Origin of the sequence: Imhoffiella purpurea (assembly GCF_000585215.1) — a bacterium.
Classification (GTDB): Bacteria; Pseudomonadota; Gammaproteobacteria; order Chromatiales; family Chromatiaceae; genus Imhoffiella; species Imhoffiella purpurea.
Window position 1 is genome coordinate 43180 of record NZ_AONC01000037.1, and the last position, 22057, is coordinate 65236.

The window sequence follows — 22057 nt, forward strand, 5'->3', positions numbered from 1 at the left end:
TCCACAATCATTTCAGTGTCACGCCCGCGTCCGATGGAATCGGCTCGCGGACATCCGGTCGCGTCTCGTCGGCGGAGGAAGGCTGCGAATCCGTCTCGGTCGGCTCGATCTCGGACCGATCGCGCTCGACCTGCTTCCCAGCCACCTCCCGCCGCTTCACGACCTGAAAAAAGGGTCGACGCGCATCAGGCATGAATGGCGCCCCTTTCTAGATGAACAGCCAGGGCGCCTCTTGACGGCGGCGCTCCTCGTAGGCGCGAATGGTCTCCACCTCCTGCAGGGTCAGGCCGATGTCGTCCAGCCCCTCGATCAGACGGCGCTTGCTGCCCGCGTCCACATCGAAGTCGATGACGCTGCCGTCGTCCAGGGTCAGGGTCTGCGCCGACAGATCGACCGATATGGACAGCGGCGTCTCGCCGCCCGCCTTGGCGAAGAGGGCATCGATCGTCTTGGCGTCGAGCACGATCGGCAGGAGACCGTTCTTGAAGCTGTTGTTGAAGAAGATGTCCGCGAAGCTCGGGGCCAGGATCACCCGGAAGCCGAAATCGGTCAGCGCCCAGGGGGCGTGCTCGCGCGAGGAGCCGCAGCCGAAGTTCTCGCGCGCCAGCAGGATTTGGGCCTGCGCAAAACGCGGATCGTTGAGCACGAACTCGGGGTTGCGCGGACGGCCGCTGCAGTCCATGTCCGGCTCGCCGTGATCCAGATAGCGCCACTCGTCGAACAGGTAGGGACCGAACCCGGTGCGCTTGATGCTCTTGAGGAACTGCTTGGGGATGATGGCATCCGTATCCACGTTGGCGCGGTCCAGGGGCGCGACGACGCCGGTAAAGTTCTTGAACGCTTCCATCACAGCTCCCTCACGTCGACGAAATGCCCGGTCACGGCGGCCGCGGCGGCCATGGCGGGGCTGACCAGATGGGTGCGGCCGCCCTGCCCCTGACGCCCCTCGAAGTTGCGGTTCGAGGTCGAGGCGCAGCGCTCGCCGGGCTCCAGACGGTCGGCATTCATCGCCAGACACATGGAGCAGCCGGGCTCGCGCCATTCGAAACCGGCCTCGGTGAAGATCTTGTCCAGACCCTCGGCCTCGGCCTGCTCCTTCACCAGACCCGACCCGGGAACCACCATCGCCAGCTTGATACCCTCGGCGACCTTGCGGCCCTTGGCGATCTCGGCGGCGGCACGCAGATCCTCGATCCGCGAGTTGGTGCAGGAACCGATGAAGACCTTGTCGGGACGGATCTCGGTAAGCGGGGTGCCGGCGGTCAGACCCATGTAGTCCAGGGCGCGGCGGATGCCGCTGGCCTTGACCTCGTCTCCGGCGTCCTCCGGGCTCGGCACCTTGCCGTCGACCGGCAGCACCATCTCGGGCGAGGTGCCCCAGGTGATCTGCGGCTGGACCTCGGCAGCATCCAGATGGATGACGGTGTCGAACTGGGCGCCCGCGTCGCTGACCAGGGTGCGCCAGTGGGCGGCGGCACGCTCGAACAGTTCGCCGGCCGGGGCCAGCGGACGGCCGCGCATGTAGTCGACGGTCTTCTCGTCGACCCCGATCAGACCGGCACGCGCACCCGCCTCGATCGCCATGTTGCAGACCGTCATCCGGCCTTCCATGCTGAGATCGCGGATCGCCTCGCCACCGAATTCGATGACGTAGCCGGTACCGCCGGCGGTGCCGATCTTGCCGATGATGGCCAGCACGATATCCTTAGCCGTAACGCCCGCGCCCAGCTTGCCGTCGACGCTGATCAGCATCGACTTGGACTTGCGCTGGATCAGGGTCTGGGTGGCCAGGGCATGCTCGACCTCGGAGGTGCCGATGCCGAAGGCCAGCGCGCCGAAGGCGCCATGGGTGGCGGTATGGGAATCGCCGCAGACCACGGTGCTGCCGGGCAGGGTGAAGCCCTGCTCGGGACCGATGACGTGCACCACGCCCTGGCGCTTGTCGCCCATGTTGAGCTCGGTGATGCCGAAGGTCAGACAGTTGGTGCCCAGCGCCTCGACCTGGACGCGCGCGACCGGATCGGCGATGCCGGCGGTACGGTCGGTCGTGGGGACGTTGTGATCCGGAACCGCCAGGTTGGCGGAGGTGCGCCAAGGCTTGCGGCCGGCCAGGCGCAGCCCCTCGAAGGCCTGCGGCGAGGTCACCTCGTGGATCAGCTGACGATCGATGTAGAGCAGCGCCGTGCCATTGTCGTCGACACGGACGACATGCTCGTCCCAGAGTTTGTCGTAGAGGGTCTTGGCGACCATGGCCTTACCTCAGTGCAAAAAAGAGAATCGAACAGAATATTCCGCACGACCGAGAAATTCAATTCTCGACGCGAACCCAGCCTACGAACGGAGCCCAATCGCATGCCGCCGATCGGAGGGCGGCACACCGACATCAGCGGCCGAGCCGCTCCATCCCGCCCATGTAGGGACGCAGCGCCTCGGGGATGAGGACGCTGCCGTCGGCCTGCTGGTAGTTCTCCAGCACGGCGACCAGGGTGCGGCCGATCGCCAGACCCGAGCCGTTGAGGGTATGGGCCAGCTCCGGCTTGCCGGTCTCGGGATTGCGCCAGCGCGCCTGCAGACGCCGCGCCTGGAAGTCGCCGTAGTTGCTGCAGGAGGAGATCTCGCGATAGGCCTGCTGCCCCGGGAGCCAGACCTCCAGGTCGTAGGTCTTGCGCGATCCGAAGCCGAGATCGCCGGTGCAGAGCGTCACGACCCGGTAGGCCAGACCCAGTTTCTGCAGGATCTTTTCGGCATGGCCGGTGAGGGCCTCCAGGGCCTGCATCGACTCCTCGGGGCGCACCACCTGGACCAGCTCCACCTTCTCGAACTGGTGCTGGCGGATCATGCCGCGGGTGTCCTTGCCGTAGGATCCGGCCTCGCTGCGGAAGCAGGGCGTATGGGCGACGAACCTGCGCGGCATGTCGCCGGCCTCGAGGATGCAGTCGCGGACCAGGTTGGTCACCGGCACCTCGGCGGTCGGGATCAGATAGAGATCGCGCTCGCCGGGCACCTTGAAGAGATCGGCCTCGAACTTGGGCAGCTGACCCGTGCCCTGGAGGCTGTCCGCGTTCACCAGATAGGGGACATAGGTCTCGGTATAGCCGTGCTCGCCGGTATGGGTGTCGAGCATGAACTGGATCAGGGCGCGGTGCAGACGCGCCATGGGGCCGGAGAGCACCACGAAGCGCGACCCGGTCACCTTGGCCGCCAGGTCGAAGTCCATCCAGCCGTTGACGGCACCGATGTCGACATGGTCGCGCGGCTCGAAATCGAACGCGGGCGGTTCGCCCCAGCGGCGTTCCTCGCGGTTGGCCGACTCGTCGCGCCCGTCGGGGACGCTGGCGTCGGGCAGGTTGGGCAGCCCCAGGCTGATGGCGCCCACCTCCTGCTGGATCTCGGCGAGACGGGCGTCGGCGGCCTTGAGCCGGTCGCCCAGATCCGAGACCTCGGCCAGCAGCGGCTGGATGTCCTCGCCCGCCGCCTTGGCCTTGCCGATCGACTTGGAGCGGGTGTTGCGCTGATTCTGCAGCTCCTGAACCTGGATCTGCAGTTCCTTGCGCTCGGATTCGAGCGCCTCGAAGCGGGCCTTGTCCAGCGCGAAACCACGCCGGGCCAGTTGTTCCGCAACCATATCGAGATCGGCGCGCAGCAAACGTGGGTCTAACATACTGATTCCTTGAGAAGCTGAAAGGTTTCGCGGCCCGGATCGCCGCCCGAGGTCAGGGTCCTCTCGGGATCCGAGCCGAAACAGGGTGCTGGTTGACTCTGTGCCGACAGCGCTCGACATGGGCGGTCGATAGCGCCATCGGCGAATGCATCACTGGGGCTTGCGCAAGGCCACCGAGAAATCGCCCGACAGATAACCTTCGAGGATCTCCGTCTCGGCCTCCATATCGCGCCCCAGACGCCGGATCTCGCGCGGCAGAAAGAGATTGTAGATGGTCGAGGTGTTCCATCCCTTGAGCAGATTGAACAGGAAACCCCGCCCGCTCGCCTCGAAGCACTTGCGGATGAAGACCCGGGTCTCATCGCGAGTGAGCGTGTTCATGGCGCCGCTGCAGAGATAGTAGTCGGCCCGCGGCAACTCCTCCCCGAGGATATCGCAGACCCGAATCTCGCAGCCGGTGCGCGCACGGGCGGTCTCGACCATGGGTGCCATGACGTCGAGCCCCAGGTATGCCTTGGGCCGCTCGCCCTGACGCCGCAGATAGCAGTAGAGATCGCCGAATCCGCAGCCGGCATCCACCAGCGTCAGGCCGGAGATGTCCTCCGGCAGGAACGAGCGCAGGGCCCGGAAGCGGACCTCCTGGGTCTCGACCGAATTCCAATGCACACCCTCGGCGGTCTCGCCATGGGCGATCAGCGAACTGCGGTAGAAGGCATCATTGTCGACTCGGGGCATGGATCATCCTCGCACTCTATCCTATCGCGCCGATGGAGACGTATCCGCGCCAGCTGGACAATCCGGGCGCAGCGCACAGGCCGAACAGAGTGGACGACGGCTCCGGCAGGCATCCTTGGCATGCCGCACGACGAGCGCATGGTACTCCTTGAGCAGCGGCACGTCAGGACCGAGCGCCCTCTCGAAGGCGGCGCGGATCGGCTCGTACCCCTCGTTGCCGGAGAGCCGTCCCAGCCGGGCGAAGAGACGCCTGGTATAGGCGTCGACCACGAAGACCGGGCGCTCGAAGGCGTAGAGCAGCATGTCGTCGGCGGTCTCGGGCCCGATGCCTTTGACCGCCAGGAGACGCGCGCGGAGATCCTCCGCGCCCAACCGGCTCAGCACCTCCATGCCGCCCGAGCGGAGATAGAAGTCGCAGAAGTCCCGCAGCCGGCGCGCCTTGAGGTTGAAATAGCCGGCCGGACGCAGCGCATCGGCCAAATCGTCCGGATCCAGGGCCAGGATCGACTCGGCGTTCAGATCGATGCGTTCGGCCAGACGCCCCAAGGCACGCTCGACATTGGTCCAGGCGGTGTTCTGGGTGAGGATCGCACCGACCATCACCTCGAACGGCGTCTCGGCCGGCCACCAGTCCTGCGAACCATAATCCGCGATCAGCGCATCATGGACACCCAGCACCAGGGCCGGATCGAGCCCCAGAGGGGCGTCCTTCATGCGTCCCGCTCGCTGCCCTTCGGCCAAGATCCCGACCTCGCCGCCCTATTCCCAGGCCCCGCGCGAGACCACCACGATGCCGTCCTCGGACAATGTGAAGCGTTCGCGGTCCAATCTCGCGTCGAAACCGATCTGCTCGCGCGGAGGGATGACGACATCCTTCTCGACGATGCAGCGATTCAGATGGGCGCCCTCGCCCACCCGCACCCCGTCGAAGAGAATGGACGCCTCGACGATCGCGCCGTCCCCGACCTGCACGCGCGGGTAGAGGATGGAGTGATTCACCCCGCCCCCGCTGATCACGGTCCCGGCCGCCAGCATCGAATTGACGAAGACGCCCTCGTTGCCGGTAACGGCCCCGGGGACCGTTCGCGCTGGGGGATACTGCCCCTGATAGGTGAGGATGTTCCAATCGGCCTGATAGAGATCGAGCGGCGGCTCGGCGCGCAGCAGCTGCATGTTCGCCTGGTAATAGGCATCGAGCGTGCTCAGATCGCACCAGTAGCCGTCGGGAGTGACCCGGCCCCGAGCCTGGCCGAAGCGATAGCCGAAGACCGACTGCTCGGCGGCCAGGGGCGCGACGATGTCGAGCGCCAGATCCCGGTCCGGAATCGAGCCGCATTCGATGCGGTCGAGCTCGGCCATCAGGAACGCCTTGTCGAAGAGATAGACGCCCATCGCCTCGAAATGCTCCTCATCCTCGGCGGCCGACTCGACATCTCGCTCCCGCTTCTCCTCTCTCGGCGGCAGGATGCCTGCGACCCGATCCCGCTCGTCCAGCGTCACGCCCACCTGAGTCGAGGATCCCAGACCACGCACGGCGCGGACCGCCATGGTCACCCGCGCGCCCGTCTCGTCGTGCGCCCGCACCAGCTCGGCATAATCCATCCGATACACGGATCCTCCGTCCACCACCAGCACGCGACGCGCCCGGTTGCGCTCGATCAGATAGCGATTCTGACGAATGGCGTCGAAGGGACCCGCATACCATTCCTGGGTCTGGCGCATCTGGGGCGGAACCGGGGTGATGAACTCGCCCAGTTCCGGATTGAAGATCGACCAGCCGTCGCGCAGATGCTTGTGCAGCGAGTGGCTCTTGTACTGGGTCAGCACCAGAACCTGACGCAGACCGGAATGCAGACAGTTGGCCAGGGTGAAGTCGATGACCCGATACTTGCCGCCGAAGGGCACCGCCGCCTTGGTGCGGTGCCGGGTCAGCGGCTCGGGTCCGGCGCCGCGATCGATGGCGAGAACGAGGATCAGGGTATCTTCGGACATGGCGGCTCGCAGAATGAAGGCGGAAAATTGAGCGGGTCGAGAGAGTCTAGCGGTCGGACGCACCGGAAGACCAGCGCCCCGAGCGCGCGTCACGCATGGCCGTTGATGATGCGCTTCATGTCGCGCACGGCCCGGTCGAGCCCGGAGAAAACGGCCCTGGCGATGATGGAATGGCCGATATTGAGCTCGCGCACCCCGGAAATGGCGGCGATCGCCTTGACGTTGTGATAGTCGAGACCGTGACCGGCATTGACCTGCAGCCCCAGGGACAGCCCCAGATCGACGGCCCGGCGGATCCGCTCCAGCTCGCTCGCACGCCCCGCCGGGGTTTCGGCGTCGGCATAGCGCCCGGTATGGATCTCGATCACGGGCGCACCCACGGCGCGCGCCGCCTCGATCTGGGCCGGATCGGCATCGATGAAGAGCGAGACCCTCACGCCCGCCTCGGCGAGCCGGCCGCAGAACTCGGCCAGATAGGACCGGTTTCCGGCCACGTCCAGACCGCCCTCGGTCGTCAGTTCCTGGCGCCGCTCGGGGACCAGACAGCAGTCAGACGGACGCAGACGGCAGGCGATCGCGCCCATCTCGGCCGTGGCCGCCATCTCGAGATTCATGCGGGTCTGCAGGATCCCGCGCAGCATCTCGACGTCCCGGTCCTGGATATGCCTGCGGTCCTCGCGCAGATGGAGCGTAATGCCGTCCGCGCCGGCCTGCTCGGCCACCAGAGCCGCCTGAATGGGCTCGGGATAGCGCGTTCCGCGCGCCTGACGCAAGGTCGCCACATGGTCGATATTGACGCCGAGCAGCACCTCGCTCGATTCTGCGGCATGGGAGATGGAATCGGACGGCATGAGTTCTGAGTCCTCCTGATGGGTTGATCGGGCAATGGCATTCGCGACCGGCAACGGCTCAGCCGCTCCTGGAGCCATGCAATTGGCGATAGAGCTCGCGGCTCCTGAGCGGACGCTCGCCGAGATGATGCGCCAGAATACGGCGCAGCAAAGTGCGCGACTCGCGCCGCTGCCCATCTACGAGCGAATCGCCGGAGGCCAATGCGAGTAGGGTCCCGCCCGAGACCAGCGGAACCTCGGGAACGAAGTCGACCCGGCGCACGCCCTCGTCCTGCTCTACCAGATACCAGGAATCCGCGCTCACCGGGTGACCGCCGATCTCGCGGTCCAACGTCAAGCCATAGCCGAGCTCGCCGAGCAGATCGAGCTCGAAGCGGCGCAATCCGCTCTCCAGGTCGAAGCCTTCGGCCAGTCTGACGAGCGTATCCCGGTAAATCCCGAAAAGCCTGTCGTGAGGGTCGTCCCGACCGAGCAGCCGCATCAGCAATTCGTTGAGGTAGAAGCCGCCGAAGAGAACCTCGCCCGAGAGCCCCAATGGCGGACCCTCGCCCTCGACCCGGGTCAGCGTTCGCACCTCGCCACGGCCGCTCACACCCAGCCACAGCGGTTGAAAGGGCTGCAGCAATGCGCTCGCGGGATTGCGGGGACGCCGCGCGCCCTTGGCGATCGCGGGAAGTCGTCCGCGACCTTCGACGAACAGCTCGACCAGCAGGCTCGTGTTGGAGTAATCGCGCCGATGCAGCACGAACCCCGGACTGAGCTCGGCCCCATGCCGCGACGGTTGCCAGATGCTCATGGCGTCCGGAGGCGCACGCGGATCTCGGGAGGATCAGCGCTCGTCGCTGTAGCCGAGGCTCGCGATGGCGGCCTCGTCGCTCGACCAGCTCTTCTTGACCTTGACCCAGACCTCGAGATGGACGGGGCAGTCGAAGAGCTTCTGCATCTCCTGGCGCGCCTGGCTGGCCACCGCCTTCAGCGCCTCGCCCTGCTTGCCGATGATGATCCCCTTCTGACTCGGCCGCTCGACCCAAATGAGGGCGTCGATGCGGTAGCGTCCGTCCTGCTCCTCGAAACGCTCGATTTCGACCGTGGTCCGGTAGGGCAGCTCTTCGCCATAACGCTGCATGAGCTGCTCGCGCACCAGCTCGGCGGCGAAGAAGCGCTCCGAGCGGTCCGTGACCTGATCCTCGGGGAAGACGGGCGCCCCCTCCGGGAGCGCCGCGATCACCGCCTGCTCGAGCGCCTCGACCTGATCGCCACGGCTGGCCGAAACCGGAATCAGGCTCGCAAAGGCGTGACGCTCCGACAGGGTCTGCAGATAGGGCAGCAGCGACGTCTTGTCGGCGACACGGTCCACCTTGTTGACGACGGCAATGACGGGCACCCCGGCCTGCACGACCGCCTCGAGCGCCTCGCGGTCCTCGTCGGTCCAGCGCAAGGCCTCGACCACCAGGAGCGCGAGATCGGTGTCGGCGAGCGAGGCCCGCGCCGATCGGTTCAGATAGCGATTGAGGGCGCTGCCGCCGCGCTGATGGATGCCGGGCGTGTCGACGAACAGGATCTGACCGTCCGCACGCGTCTTGATCCCCAGGATGGAGTGGCGCGTGGTCTGCGCCTTGTGCGAGGTGATGGCCAGCTTCTGACCCAGGATACGGTTCAGAAGGGTCGATTTACCCACGTTGGGCCGCCCGACGATGGCGACATAGCCGCATCGTCCGATGGCGGAATCCGAATCGGCGTCAGACATGTTCGATCCTCTCCAGCATGGCCTGCGCGGCGGCCTGTTCCGCCCGGCGCCGACTGGTCCCCTCGCCCCGGGTACTGACATCGACGTCGTTGAGCAGGCAGCTCACGGTGAAGGTCTGGTCGTGCTGATCGCCACCGATCGAGAGCACCAGATACTCCGGGAGCGGACGCTTGCGCGACTGCAGCCATTCCTGGAGCCGTGTCTTGGGATCCTTGCCGGCATGAGCGGCATCGGTCTGTTCGAGCCGGTTGGCGAACAGATTCAGGACCACGGTCCGGGCCTTCTCGAAACCCGCATCGATATAGACGGCACCGAACACGGCCTCCAGCGCATCGGCCAGGATCGAATCGCGCGCATGGCCGCCGGTCCGCAGCTCGCCCGCGCCCAGACGCAGATAGTCCCCGAGCTTCAGGCCGCGGGCGAGCCTGGCGAGCGAGTCGCGCTTGACCAGCGAGGCCCTCAGCCGGCTCAGGGTACCCTCATCGGCCTGAGGGAAGCGCAGACACAAGGCCTCCGCGATCACGAACCCGATCAGGGCATCGCCCAGGAACTCGAGCCGTTCGTTGTTGACGGGGCCGGCACTGCGATGAGTCAGCGCCTGTTCGAGAAGACCGCCCCGATCGAAAAGATGCCCAAGCAGCTGAGCAAGGCGACGTGGATCTGCGCTCACTGGGCCTGGACTTCCACCTGATCTTTGAAACTGGTCACGGCATCGACGTTGAAGAAGAGATGCACGCGTTCTTCGTATTCGAGGGTCACACCATAGGTATTTCCGTCGAGCTTCCTGATACTGAAATCCTTGCGTGTCGGATTGGACAGCATATTGATGTCCAGACGTTTATCGATCGAGCTCATGATGCCGTGCGCCCCGCCCTCGATTCGCTGGTCGGGACTCGCTACCTCATGCAGAATCGTGCGCGCGGTCCAGAAATGCTGATAGGTCGGCCCGACCTTCAAGAGGATGGTCACGAAGAAGGCGATCACCCCGATGAGGACGACGAAGCCGATCAGCCCCAGACCAGCCTGTCGCGACAGGAACCGAGGGGACGGGGAGTGACGAAAAACACCGATCGATGAGTTCGACATCTGGATATGCTCCGAATTGATTCGATCCCACTGCAATTATTCGATCCCGCTGCCGAGGCGAGACCAGACGATGGGAAAACCGTCGCGCCGCCCGTCCCAGTGCATCCAGATACCGAATGCCTTGCCGACGAGATTCTCCTCCGGCACGAAGCCCCAGCAGCGGCTATCATTGCTGTTGTCGCGGTTGTCGCCCATGACGAAAAAGTGTCCGGGCGGCACGACGACGGGCCCCTGCGCGAGGACCTGACAGCCGAACGGGAGATCGGGCGCGGCAGACCGGGTCAGGATGCTGTGATCGACGCCATCCAGACTCTCCAACGACTGGCGGGCACCGGTCATCTCGCGTCCCGACCCCTCGCCTTCATAGTCGCCGACCGGCATCTGCGCCATCGGCTGACCGTTCACGATCACCTGCTTGTTGCGATAGTAGACGCTGTCTCCAGGCAGCCCGACGACACGCTTGATGTAATCGACCCTGGGATCCAGAGGAAACTTGAAGACCACCACGTCGCCGCGATGCGGCTCGCCGAGGTCGAGGAATTTTACGTTGAGCACGGGCAGTCGCAGCCCGTACGAGAATTTGTTGACCAGGATGAAATCGCCCGTGAGCAGTGTCGGCATCATCGAGTTGGACGGGATGCGGAAGGGCTCGACCAGGAAGGAGCGCAGTATCAGCACCGCGAAGATCACGGGGAAGAAGGAGCGCGCGTATTCGACCAGAACCGGCTCCTTGTAGGACGAGACAGCCGTTCCGGCAGCCTCCCCATCGGATCCGAGCGCCTCGGCCGCCCGACGGCGACGCGGTGCGAAAACGAGGGCATCCACCAGCCAGATTCCGCCGGTCAAAAAGGACGCCAACACCAGGAAAGCCGGAAAATCAAAGGTCATCTTGGACTCTGCAACTCGGTTTTTATCCCTAAAGGGTCAAATGAAGGACTTTTGTATCGCGTGTCCCGCCCGGGTCATGGAGGCGCCCGGCATTCTCGCGCATCCGATCAATTATCTTTGCCCGTCTGCAGCACGGCAAGGAAGGCCTCCTGCGGGATGTCGACCTTGCCGACCTGCTTCATGCGGCGCTTGCCTTCCTTCTGCTTCTCCAGCAGCTTGCGCTTGCGGGTCACGTCGCCGCCGTAGCACTTGGCGGTCACGTTCTTGCGCAGCGCCTTCACCGTGGTGCGGGCGATGATCTTGGAGCCGATCGCGGCCTGGATCGCGACCTCGAACATCTGGCGCGGGATCAGATCCTTCATGCGTTCGGTGATCTCGCGTCCGCGCGTCTGAGACACGGAGCGATGGACGATGCAGGAGAGCGAATCCACCTTGTCGCCATTGATCAGGATATCCAGCTTGACCAGATCGGAGGGCTGGAAGCGCTTGAACTCGTACTCGAAGGAGGCGAAGCCGCGGCTGCAGGACTTGAGCCTGTCGAAGAAATCGAGCACGACCTCGCTCATCGGCAGCTCGTAGGTCACCTGGACCTGGCCACCGACATAGTGGATCTGCTTCTGGATGCCACGCTTCTCGATACAGAGGGTGATGACCGCGCCCAGATAGTCCTGGGGCACCAGGATGTGCGCCTCGATGATCGGCTCGCGAACCTCGCGAATCTTGCCCGATTCGGGCAGATCCGATGGGTTGTCGATCCGGACCACCTCCTCGTCGGTCCGCAGCACCTCGTAGACCACGGTCGGTGCGGTGGTGATGAGATCCAGGTCGTACTCGCGCTCCAGGCGCTCCTGGATGATCTCCATGTGCAGCATGCCGAGGAAGCCGCAGCGGAAGCCGAATCCGAGCGCCTGGGACACCTCGGGCTCGTAATTCAGGGCCGCGTCGTTCAGACGCAGCTTGCCCAATGCCTCGCGCAGATCCTCGTAGTCGTCCGAGACCACGGTATAGAGACCGGCGAAGACGCGTGGCCGTACCTCCTTGAACCCGGGCAGCTTGGGTGCGGGGCGGTCGGCGAGCGTGATGGTGTCGCCGACGGGCGCGCCGTCGATCTCCTTGATCCCGGCGATGAGATAGCCGACCTCGCCCGCCGAGAGACGTTCGCGCTCGGTCTTCTTGGGCGTGAAGACGCCCACGTTGTCGGCCTGAAAAGTGCGCCCGGTCGACATGATGAGGATCTTGTCGCGTCGGCGGATGGTGCCGTTGACCACGCGCACCAGGGAGACCACACCGACGTAGGGATCGAACCAGGAATCGATGATCAGGGCCTGGAGCGGCGCGTCCACGTCGCCCTTGGGTGCGGGCACCTTCTCGACCAGCATCTCCAGCAGGTCGGGGATCCCCTCCCCGGTCTTGGCGCTGACGCGCAAAGCGGCCTCGGCCTCGAGACCGATGATCTCCTCGATCTCCTTGATGACGCGCTCGGGCTCGGCGGAGGGCAGATCGATCTTGTTGAGGACCGGAAGCACCTCCAAGCCCTGATCGATCGCCGTATAACAGTTGGCCACGCTCTGGGCCTCGACCCCCTGAGCGGCGTCGACCACCAGCAGCGCGCCCTCGCAGGCCGCCAGCGAGCGCGACACCTCGTAGGAGAAGTCGACATGTCCCGGGGTGTCGATGAAGTTCAGCTGATAGATCTCTCCGTCGCGCGCCCGATAGTCGAGCGTCACGCTCTGGGCCTTGATGGTGATGCCGCGCTCGCGCTCGAGATCCATCGAATCCAGCACCTGGCTGGACATCTCTCGGTCCGTGAGCGCACCGCTGATCTGGATGAAGCGATCGGCGATCGTCGACTTCCCGTGATCGATGTGGGCAATGATCGAAAAATTGCGGATATGACTGAGGTCGGTCATCGATGTTCAGGGGGCCCAGGGGCAAATGAAAGCGATACGCTCAAGGCTGTCGCGACCGGGAAAGGCCAGGCGGAAGTCATTGACCGAGCTGGACCGGGCGGCTCGAAAGGCCTGTCGTCGAGCCGATGGACGACGTCCGGCACTACTGCGGTCGATGCCTCCCCAAAGGACCATTCGGAACCGTGGACCGATCCCAAAGCGGTGTATCACGAAAGGAATTGCGCGCCGAAGAGCGCGCAATGATAGCAGACCTGAATAAATTCGGCTCGATCGAACATGCTGGGCCGGCGACTCGCGGAACCGCCGGTACGCAGCATCCGTCAGCATTGCCAGTCCATCGGCTCTTCGGGACCCGTCAGCTCTTCGGAACCTTGATCGCGTAGAACATGCGCCCCTCGCCGCGCTGCACCAGCACCGCCACGGACCTGCCGGGCTCGATCGCGTCCAGGATCCGCTTGAAGCCGGCGACATTCTCGACCAGCTGGTTGTCGAGCATGAGGATGACGTCACCAGGCGTCAGGCCCGCGTCGTCGGCCGGACCAGGATCCACGGCCTCGACCAGGATACCGCCCATCGCGATCCCCATCTGCTGACGCTGCTCGGAGGTCAGGTCGCGCACCACCAGCCCAAGTCGGTTGGAAGGCTCTTCCGGGGCACCCGGCGCGGAAGAGGAGACCTGCTCGTCGTCGGGCAGCTCCTCGATCTTCACCCTCAGATCGACCTTCTCGCCACGTCGAAGCACCCGCAGACTGGCCTCGGCATCGACCGGAGTCTCGCCGACCAGGGGCGGCAAGGTGCTGGAGGTCACCACGTCGCGACCGTTGTAGCTCAGGATCACGTCGCCCGCCTGCAGACCGGCCGCCTCGGCGGGACTGCCCGGCAGCACCTGGGCGACCAGCGCCCCGCGCGGCTGAGGCATGCCGAAGGACTCGGCCAGCTCGCGCGTCACGTCCTGAATCAGGACGCCGAGCCAGCCCCGACTCACCCGCCCCTTGGTCTTGAGCTGATTGAACACGTCCATCGCCACGTCGATGGGGATGGCGAAGGACAGCCCCATGAAACCGCCGGTACGGCTGTAGATCTGGCTGTTGACCCCGATCACCTCGCCATCGAGGTTGAACAACGGCCCGCCGGAGTTGCCTGGATTGATGGCGACATCGGTCTGGATGAAGGGCACATAGTTCTCGCTCGGCAGACTCCGCCCCTTGGCGCTGACGATACCGGCCGTCGCCGACGACTCGAAGCCGAACGGCGAACCGATGGCCAGCACCCATTCGCCGACCAGAAGATCCTTGGACGAACCGATCCGCGCGGTGGGCAGACCGTCGCCATCCACCTTGAGCAGGGCGATATCGCTGCGCTTGTCGGTTCCGATCAGCTTGGCGACGAATTCGCGCCGATCGCTGGTGCGCACGATGATCTCGTCGGCGCTTTCGACGACATGCGAATTGGTCAGCACGTAGCCATCGGACGAGACGATGAAGCCCGAGCCCAGTGAGCGGGACTGGATGCTGTCGTCCGGAAGCTCGCCATCCTCGCCGAAGAAATGGCGGAAGAAATCCTGCAGCGGACTGTCGTCGGGAAGCTCCGGCAGCGAGAAGCCGCGCATGCTGGGAGCGGCGCTCAGCGTCTGTTTGGTGCTGATATTGACGACGGCCGGCCCATTCTCGGCCACGAGCGCCGTGAAGTCCGGAAGCTCGCGACTGACGGCCATCCCAGGGGCGAGCGCACAGCACAACAATGCAGTGAAGGCGAGGGAAAGGGCGGGTGAAGGTCGCATGGATGCTCCGTTAGATTGGATCGCGCGCATCGCGAGGATTCACGGGTGGCGCGATAGCGATCGAAAGAGGTTCAAGCCGTTTCAGGACCAACGACTGGCGCTCTGGATGACGCACCGATAAGACACTGTAGCCACGCAGCCAGAGCAATGCCAGTGTCAGGCCCAGCGCACCGCCGACGAGACTGGCGACACCCGGGTATTCGCCGCCCCAGGTCTCCCCCAGCATCGCACCGCCGATCAGCGCGAGCACGGGGACGAGATAGGCCAGGACCGCCGCGCGCAACAGCCCCTGTTCGCTGATCCCGACCAGGACCCGATCCCCGACGTCGGCATCGGGCAGATTCAGCAGCGTGAGCTCGCCTGGGCGCCGCCCGAAGAAGCGCTCGAGCAACGAGGTACCGCAGGCATTGCTGACCGAGCATCGACCGCAGGCGCCGCGGCGCTCGGTACGAACCCGCGCATACCGCCCGATCACGGCGATCACGGTGCCTTCCTGCTCGATCATGGTCCCACCTCAGTCATGCGATCCGCTCATCCGCTGCACCCCGGCGATGGCCTGGCGAACGGTCACCAGAGGCACCTCGCCGACGACCGTCACCTGATGCCCCTGGATCCGGCGACCGACGGCGTGAACGGCACCGATGCTGGCCTCGCCTTCCAGCCCTTCCTGATCGCCCTGCTCGATGTAGATGGAATAGGAGGACAGGCGATCGGTGAAGAGGTAGTGCTCGAGCTCCGAGCCGTCCCGCTGCTTCAGGGAGTGCCCCATCACCAAGGCGAACCCCTCCGGCGGATCCTGGAACCGCCAGCCTCCGGACGAGGTCGCCTCCGGCGCGCTGCGCATCGGGGTAGATTCCTCGCGCGGCGGCACGCCATCCGAGGGCTTCAGATCGAGCGAGGTGAACATGAGCTGCTCGAGCGGCTCGCGATCGGCATCGATGAGGTCCGATTTCAGCGGCAACGCCGTCTCGCGATCGATATGGAACTGATAGCCGTAACGCAGACCGTCGCGCGGAATGATCCCGATCACGTCGGTATCCCGGCCGGCGACCCGCGCGGACCCCAACTCCTCGATCCGATAATGCGCCCCCAAGGCCGAGGGATCGATCCCTCCGGCATTCAGGAAGCCCGCCCCCTGCTCGGGCTCGACCGAGATCGGATGGCCATTGGGCATGACGCACATGACGCGATCATGCTGTCGCGCGGTCGCCTGAATCGGCCCGCTGAGCGAGATGAGGCGCTCCTGGATCTCGCCCTTCTCGACACGATGCACCAGACTCAAGGCATCGAGACGGTTTTCATGAAGATAGACCAGGGTGCCCTCGTAACTCAGCAAGCGCACGGCCTGAGCCATCTTCTCGAGCAAACCGCTCACATCCACAGCGTTCGTTTCATGGTGGGAGCCCATCCCCGGACGCCCATCCCCGGCCAGCGCCAGGCTCAGCAAGCCTAGGCCACAGAGTCCGATACCCAGCCATCGGGCCGCCTGGCGACGCCCCGGCACGCACCGCCTAGCGCGGAACTTCATAACCGACCAGCGTCGCATATGGAAGCATGCCCTTGGCCCCGGTCATCGGCGCCGCCGCTTGATGCGTGACCAGGAAGAGGTCGAGCTTGTTGGCGACGTCGACGCGCTCCTGGTGCCAGCGCTGGTTGGCGGAGGCATCCCGCTCGGCGAACCGCGAGGAGGCGCCGGCGGGCGGCGTATCCTGCAAGGCGTCCTGATAGAACACGGGCCCCATGAGGAAGACCGCGAACGCTACCGAGGCGGCCAGCGCCATGCCGGCCATGCGCTGAACGCGCTGACGCAGGGGCGAGCGCCGACGACGGTGAGCCAGGATGGCGGGCTCCGCCTGCAATGTGCAGCGCACTCGATCGGCGATCCTTCGAGTGTCGACGCCTATGGGCTCGCCACGAATCGCCTGCCCGATCAGATGGTATCGCTCCCAAGACGCGCGCAACTGATCGTCGTACGCGACGGTATCGAGCAATCGCGTGACGCTCGCGGAATCGAGCTCGCCGTCCTGAAGTTCCGAAAGTCGTTGTTTGTGCTCGTCGGTCATCGTTTCACGCCTGAGCTGGATATCTACAGGGATGTGATATCGAGATCCAAGACTCGAATCAGCCATATCGCCATGGCGACGTCCTCCGTCCTCATCGCCTTGCGGGTCGTCGACCGCAACCTCGCTCATGCCTCGAGCAGTGGCCGCAGACGCTTGTCGATCGCCTCCCTGGCACGAAAGATCCTCGATCTGACGGTGCCGATCGGGCATTCCATCGCCGTCGCGATCTCGTCGTAACTCATACCCTCGAATTCGCGCAGCATGATCGCCGTGCGCAGATCGTCCGGAAGATCGTCGAGCGCGCCCTGGATGGTGCGGGCGATCTCGTCGCTTAGCAGATTCCGTTCCGGCGTCGCGGACTCGCGCAGCCGCCCGCCACCATCCATCTGCTCGGCCACCTCGGCCTCGACATCGTCGCCCGGGGGCCGACGGCCGAGCGCCACCAGATGGTTCTTGACCGTGTTGACGGCGATCCGATAGAGCCAGGTGTAGAAGGCGCTCTCGCCACGAAAGCCAGGCAAGGCGCGATAGGCCTTGAGAAAGGCATCCTGGCTCACGTCCATGACCTCGCTCGGATCCCGGATGTAACGCGAAATCAGGTTGGACACCTTCTGCTGATATTTGAGCACCAGCAGATCGAAGGCGCGCTTGTCTCCCGCCTGGGCGCGCCCCACCAGTTCTTGGTCGGTTTGGCGCTCACTCATGCGGCGCACCCCGTCTGGCATCTAGCCATGGGTTCCGTTGGCATGGACAATCCACCGAAAGGGAAGTTCTGAGCCGTATACGCAAGCGGCCAGCTCGGGTCGAATAAGGCACGATCCATTGATCCAGGTCGCAATTCGGGCGCGCTCGGACGGCCAGACGGTAATGAGCCATCGACGCCAGGATCGTCGTCGCATCGCCGCCCCCCGGACCAGCCGAGCGTCCGTCCTCCAGACGAGTGAATCCATGTCTCCAAACTACTATCGCCATGACGTTCTCATCCTCGGCAGCGGTGCCGCGGGGCTGAGTCTCGCGCTGAGACTGCGCGATGACATCTCGGTCGCCGTCGTGTCCAAGCGCGAGCTGACCGAAGGCAGCACCCGCTACGCCCAAGGCGGCATCTCCGCCGTTCTGGACGAAAGGGACTCCATCGAGTCTCACGTGCAGGATACGCTCAAGGCGGGAGCCGGACTCTGCGACCCCGAGGTGGTTCGACGCGTCGTCGAGCGCGGACCGGACAACATCCGCTGGCTGCTCGACCAAGGGGTCGAGTTCACCCGGGACGCGGAATACGTCTCCGCTGGCGGCTATCATCTCACCCGCGAGGGAGGACACAGCCACCGCCGCGTGGTGCACGCGGCGGATGCCACCGGACAGGCGGTGGCGACCACCCTCGAGGACTGCGTCCGATCCAAGGCCAATGTCACACTCTACGAACAACATATCGCGGTCGATCTCATCACTTCCAGACATATCCAGGGCCACGACCAGCATCGTTGCCTGGGGGCCTATATTCTCGATCGCGGAACCGGTCAGGTCGAGACCTTCCTCACGCGCTTCGTGGTACTGGCCACGGGCGGGGCCAACAAGGTCTATCTCTACACCAGCAACCCCGACGTCTCCACCGGCGACGGCATCGCCATGGCCTGGCGGGCCGGCTGCCGGGTGGCGAACATGGAATTCATGCAGTTCCACCCGACCTGCCTCTATCATCCCGAGGCTCGCAACTTCCTGATCTCCGAGGCGCTTCGCGGAGAGGGGGCGAAACTCCTGCTTCCCGACGGCGAGCGCTTCATGCCGCGCTTCGATCCCCGTGCCGAGCTGGCCCCCCGCGATATCGTGGCCCGGGCCATCGACCACGAGATGAAGCGTCTCGGTTCGGAATGTCTCTACCTCGACATCTCGCACCGTCCCGCCGATTTCGTCGTCGAGCACTTCCCCACCATCCACGCACGCTGCCTGGAGTTCGGCATCGACATCACCCGCGATCCCATCCCCATCGTTCCAGCCGCACACTATACCTGCGGCGGCGTCATGGTGGACCACCGGGCCCGCACCGATCTGGCCGGACTCTACGCCAGCGGCGAAACCGCCTACACGGGACTCCATGGCGCCAACCGCATGGCCAGCAACTCGTTACTGGAGTGTCTGGTCTACTCGGAATCGGCCGCACAGGATATCGAGCAACTGATGTCAGGCCACGAGGCTCCATCCGAGGTACCGCACTGGGACGAGAGCCGGGTGACCGAGCCCGACGAAGAGGTGGTGGTGACCCACAACTGGGACGAACTGCGCCGCTTCATGTGGGACTACGTCGGCATCGTGCGCACCAACAAGCGTCTGCGGCGAGCCAAGCGCCGCACCGATCTGCTGGCACAGGAGATCATCGAATATTACAGCAACTTCAGGGTCGGAAACGACCTCATCGAGCTGCGCAACCTGCAGGAGGTCTCCAACCTCATCATCCAGTCGGCCCTGCGCCGACGCGAAAGCCGAGGGCTGCACTATACGCTGGATTTCCCCCTCAAGGACAGGACGCAGCGCGGCCCGACCATCCTGATCCCGGACAGCTACCAGCCGCGAGAAAGCGAATAGCGCCCAGCCCGGATCCCCGGGCCAGGCAGGCCGAACCCAGCCTGCCCGACTCGGATCCCGAGAGAGTCAGAGCACCTTGGTTACCAGCTTGACGGCCATGTCCTGAGGATCGCTCTCGATCCGGAACCCGAGCGACTTGACCAGCGCCAGCATGCGCGTGTTGGCGGTCAGCACCTCGCCCTCCATGAGACGGAATCCGCGCAGACGCGCATTCTGCATCAGCGAGCGCATCAGGCGCGCGCCGATCCCCAGGTTCTTCCAGGTATCCGACACCACGATGGCGAATTCACAGGCCTCGCCGCCGGGACGCGACATATAGCGCGCGACCCCCACCTCGACATCGGCCCCTTCGTGCTCGACCACGCCGATGAGGGCCATCTCGCGGTCGTAGTCGATCTGGGTGAAGCGCACCAGCATCTCGGGCGTCAGTTCCTTGATCGCCTGCATGAAGCGAAAATACTTGGTCTGCTCCGAGAGACTGCGCACGAACAGCTGCTCCATCTCGGCGTCCTCGGGACGGATGGGACGGATCACCAGATCCTTGCCATCGGGCAGCTGCACCCGCTCGATGAGATGGCTCGGGTAGGGATGGATGGCCATGTGGCCATAGGTCGGCTGCTGCGGCGGGCGGTACTCGACCTTGATGCTGGCATCGACCGCGATGACCTCCTTGTCGTTGCCGATCAGGGGGTTGATGTCCATGGCGATGATCTCGGGCAGCTCGCAGACCATCTCGGACACGCGCTGCAGGATCCTCGCCAGGGCGACCCGGTTCATCGGCGGCATGTGCTGGAAGGCGCCCATGAGCCGCGCGATGCGGGTGTGGTCGATCATGGTCTGGATGATGAAGGCGTTCAGCGGGGGCAGACCCAGCGCCAGGTCCTGCAGCACCTCGACCTTGGTGCCGCCAGAACCGAAGCTGATGACCGGGCCGAAGATCTTGTCGCGGAAGACGCCGATCATGAGCTCACGCGCGGCGCGCGTCGACACCATGTGCTCGACGGTGATGCCCTCCATGCGCGCGTCCGGACGCAGACGCTTGGCCCGCTCGAGAATTTCGCTGAAGGTACGCCGCACCGATTGGGCGTCGTCGATGTTGAGCTTGACCCCGTCGACGTCCGACTTGTGCTCCAGATCCGGCGAATTGATCTTCATCACCACCGGGAAGCCGAGCGCCTCGGCCGCCATCAGTGCCTCGTTGGGCGTGCGGGTCAGGATCGCCTGCATGGTCGGGATGCGGAAGGCCGAGAGGATCGCCCGCGCCTCCACCGTCCCTAGCACCTTGCGGCCCTCGGCCATGACCCCCTCGATGATGAGACGCGCGCCCTCCACATCCGGCGGATCCTCGTAGGACAAGGGCGCGGGAGACTGCATCAGCAGCTTCTGGTTGCGCTCGTGGGCGGCGAGGAAGGAAAATGCCTCGGCCGCAGCCTCGGGGTTGTCGAAATTGGGGACGTTGTTCTCCGACAGGAGCGCCTGGGCCTCGGCGACCTGATTGCTGCCCATCCAGCAGGCCAGTACCGGCTTGCGGCTCCCCTTGGCGGCCTCCACCACCTCGCGTGCCGCCGCGACCGGATCGACGAACACCAGGGGCGCCAGGATGCAGAGCACGCCGTCCACCTCGGAGTCGGCGATGCAGGCGTCGAGCGCGAGACGATACCGCTCGGGCGGCGCGTCGCCGATGATGTCGATCGGATTGCCGTGCGACCAGTAGTCCGGGAGCGCCTTCTCCAGCTTCTGGCGCGTCTCGTCGCCGAACTGGGCCAAGGTCAGTCCGAGCTCGACCGCCCGGTCCGCCGCCAGGACGCCGGGCCCTCCACCGTTGGTGATGATGGCGATGCGGTCGCCGCCCAGCCGGCGCCGGGTGCCGAACACCTGGGCCGCGGCGAACAGCTGATCGAGATTGGTCACCTGCACCACGCCGGCGCGGTCGGTCACGGCGCGGAAGACGTCGGCCGATCCCACGAACCCTCCGGTGTGCGACTTGATGGCCCGGGTTCCGGCCGGCTGGCGCCCCGCCTTGACCACGATCACCGGCTTGAGACGCGCCGCCGCGCGCAGACCGCTCATGAAGTGACGCGCGTTGCGGACGCCCTCGACATAGAGCAGGATGCACTGGGTCTGGGTATCCAGGGCGAGATAGTCGAGGACGTCGCCGAAATCCAGATCGGCCGCCGCACCCAGCGAGACGATGGCGGAGAAGCCCACCCGGCGCGGCTCGGACCAGTCGATGATGGCGGTGCAGATGGCACCCGACTGCGACACCAGGGCCACGTTGCCCCGACGCGGCAGATCCTTGCCGACGCTGGCGTTGAGCCCATGCTGCGGGCGCATCACCCCGAGACAGTTCGGCCCGAGCACGCGGATCCGGTTGCGCCGCGCGGCCTCGACCATCTTCTCCTGGATGGCGATGCCGCGCTCGCCGTGCTCGCCGAATCCGGCCGAATGCACGACCGCCGCCTTGACCCCGTAGCTTCCGCACTGATCAAGGATCCCGGGGACCGATTTCGCGGGGGTCGCAATCACCGCCAAGTCGACCTGCTTGTCCAGGGCGCTCAGGGACGGATAGCAGGGCCGGCCGTCCACCTGATCGTACTTGGGGTTGATGGCATAGCAGGCCCCCTTGAAGCCGCCCGCGAAGAGGTTGCGGAAGACCATGCCACCGATCGAACCCTCGTTCTCACTCGCGCCGAAGACGGCCACGGCACTGGGCGTAAAGAGCTGGTCAATATCAGTCAAGCGCATGGGTCTGCCCTCTGAGGCATAA

Annotated in this window: 21 protein-coding genes; 1 reads left to right on the forward strand and 20 read right to left on the reverse strand. The window is 65.2% G+C overall.

The genetic code is table 11. The features are described 5' to 3' along the window. Positions 1 to 7 precede the first annotated feature (7 nt). The 19 genes from D779_RS22260 to rpoE form a co-directional block, all read right to left on the reverse strand. On the reverse strand, positions 8 to 193 hold the full coding sequence (locus tag D779_RS22260) for a hypothetical protein (protein WP_232424173.1): 186 nt from the start codon (positions 191 to 193) through the stop codon (positions 8 to 10). Between the two features lie 15 nt (positions 194 to 208). Then, positions 209 to 847 carry a 3-isopropylmalate dehydratase small subunit gene (leuD, locus tag D779_RS12355; protein ID WP_043754468.1) on the reverse strand — a complete coding sequence of 213 codons (639 nt, stop codon included), beginning with the start codon at positions 845 to 847 and terminating at the stop codon, positions 209 to 211. Next, positions 847 to 2250 carry a 3-isopropylmalate dehydratase large subunit gene (gene leuC / locus D779_RS12360; RefSeq protein ID WP_043754471.1) on the reverse strand — a complete coding sequence of 468 codons (1404 nt, stop codon included), beginning with the start codon at positions 2248 to 2250 and terminating at the stop codon, positions 847 to 849. The genes leuD and leuC overlap by 1 nt, the downstream gene beginning before the upstream one ends. Before the next feature lie 133 nt (positions 2251 to 2383). Beyond that, positions 2384 to 3661 (reverse strand): serine--tRNA ligase, encoded by a 1278-nt coding sequence (gene serS / locus D779_RS12365; RefSeq protein WP_043754473.1) that lies wholly within the window; start codon positions 3659 to 3661, stop codon positions 2384 to 2386. A 150-nt stretch (positions 3662 to 3811) separates the two neighbouring features. Beyond that, positions 3812 to 4396 carry a class I SAM-dependent methyltransferase gene (locus D779_RS12370; protein WP_043754480.1) on the reverse strand — a complete coding sequence of 195 codons (585 nt, stop codon included), beginning with the start codon at positions 4394 to 4396 and terminating at the stop codon, positions 3812 to 3814. 21 nt (positions 4397 to 4417) lie between these two features. Continuing rightward, complete coding sequence (locus tag D779_RS12375) at positions 4418 to 5110, reverse strand: endonuclease III domain-containing protein (RefSeq protein WP_043754482.1); 693 nt, start codon at positions 5108 to 5110, stop codon at positions 4418 to 4420. Positions 5111 to 5155: 45 nt separating this feature from the next. Then, the gene (locus D779_RS12380) at positions 5156 to 6388 is read right to left on the reverse strand and encodes a glucose-1-phosphate adenylyltransferase family protein (RefSeq protein ID WP_043754484.1); all 1233 of its coding nucleotides are present in this window, start codon (positions 6386 to 6388) and stop codon (positions 5156 to 5158) included. 89 nt (positions 6389 to 6477) lie between these two features. Further along, positions 6478 to 7239 (reverse strand): pyridoxine 5'-phosphate synthase, encoded by a 762-nt coding sequence (gene pdxJ / locus D779_RS12385; protein ID WP_052348094.1) that lies wholly within the window; start codon positions 7237 to 7239, stop codon positions 6478 to 6480. 58 nt (positions 7240 to 7297) lie between these two features. Then, complete coding sequence (gene recO, locus D779_RS12390; protein WP_052348095.1) at positions 7298 to 8035, reverse strand: DNA repair protein RecO; 738 nt, start codon at positions 8033 to 8035, stop codon at positions 7298 to 7300. Positions 8036 to 8068: 33 nt separating this feature from the next. Next, positions 8069 to 8986: a GTPase Era gene (era, locus tag D779_RS12395; RefSeq protein ID WP_043754486.1), complete on the reverse strand. Its 918-nt coding sequence runs from the start codon at positions 8984 to 8986 to the stop codon at positions 8069 to 8071. Further along, the gene (gene rnc / locus D779_RS12400; protein WP_043754488.1) at positions 8979 to 9656 is read right to left on the reverse strand and encodes a ribonuclease III; all 678 of its coding nucleotides are present in this window, start codon (positions 9654 to 9656) and stop codon (positions 8979 to 8981) included. The genes era and rnc overlap by 8 nt, the downstream gene beginning before the upstream one ends. Next, the gene (locus D779_RS12405; protein WP_043754563.1) at positions 9653 to 10072 is read right to left on the reverse strand and encodes a DUF4845 domain-containing protein; all 420 of its coding nucleotides are present in this window, start codon (positions 10070 to 10072) and stop codon (positions 9653 to 9655) included. The genes rnc and D779_RS12405 overlap by 4 nt, the downstream gene beginning before the upstream one ends. A 36-nt stretch (positions 10073 to 10108) precedes the next feature. Beyond that, complete coding sequence (gene lepB, locus D779_RS12410) at positions 10109 to 10960, reverse strand: signal peptidase I (RefSeq protein WP_043754490.1); 852 nt, start codon at positions 10958 to 10960, stop codon at positions 10109 to 10111. A 107-nt stretch (positions 10961 to 11067) separates the two neighbouring features. Then, entirely contained in the window at positions 11068 to 12870 is a 1803-nt protein-coding gene (gene lepA / locus D779_RS12415) for a translation elongation factor 4 (protein WP_043754491.1), read from the reverse strand. 355 nt (positions 12871 to 13225) lie between these two features. Then, the gene (locus D779_RS12420) at positions 13226 to 14650 is read right to left on the reverse strand and encodes a DegQ family serine endoprotease (RefSeq protein ID WP_043754492.1); all 1425 of its coding nucleotides are present in this window, start codon (positions 14648 to 14650) and stop codon (positions 13226 to 13228) included. Between the two features lie 10 nt (positions 14651 to 14660). Further along, on the reverse strand, positions 14661 to 15155 hold the full coding sequence (locus tag D779_RS12425; RefSeq protein WP_043754493.1) for a SoxR reducing system RseC family protein: 495 nt from the start codon (positions 15153 to 15155) through the stop codon (positions 14661 to 14663). Positions 15156 to 15164: 9 nt separating this feature from the next. After that, positions 15165 to 16025 carry a MucB/RseB C-terminal domain-containing protein gene (locus D779_RS12430; RefSeq protein ID WP_232424174.1) on the reverse strand — a complete coding sequence of 287 codons (861 nt, stop codon included), beginning with the start codon at positions 16023 to 16025 and terminating at the stop codon, positions 15165 to 15167. 136 nt (positions 16026 to 16161) lie between these two features. Continuing rightward, positions 16162 to 16842 carry a sigma-E factor negative regulatory protein gene (locus D779_RS21145; RefSeq protein WP_157726394.1) on the reverse strand — a complete coding sequence of 227 codons (681 nt, stop codon included), beginning with the start codon at positions 16840 to 16842 and terminating at the stop codon, positions 16162 to 16164. Then, positions 16839 to 17417: an RNA polymerase sigma factor RpoE gene (gene rpoE, locus D779_RS12440; protein ID WP_043754568.1), complete on the reverse strand. Its 579-nt coding sequence runs from the start codon at positions 17415 to 17417 to the stop codon at positions 16839 to 16841. Before rpoE ends, D779_RS21145 begins: the two co-directional genes overlap by 4 nt. A gap of 244 nt (positions 17418 to 17661) precedes the next feature. On the opposite strand from rpoE, the gene nadB reads away from it, so the two are divergent. Continuing rightward, a complete protein-coding gene (gene nadB, locus D779_RS12445; protein ID WP_043754498.1) occupies positions 17662 to 19290 on the forward strand; it encodes an L-aspartate oxidase in 1629 nt (542 codons plus the stop codon). Positions 19291 to 19356: 66 nt separating this feature from the next. On the opposite strand, the gene D779_RS12450 is transcribed toward nadB, so the two are convergent. Next, a complete protein-coding gene (locus D779_RS12450) occupies positions 19357 to 22035 on the reverse strand; it encodes a bifunctional acetate--CoA ligase family protein/GNAT family N-acetyltransferase (protein ID WP_043754501.1) in 2679 nt (892 codons plus the stop codon). Positions 22036 to 22057 lie beyond the last annotated feature (22 nt).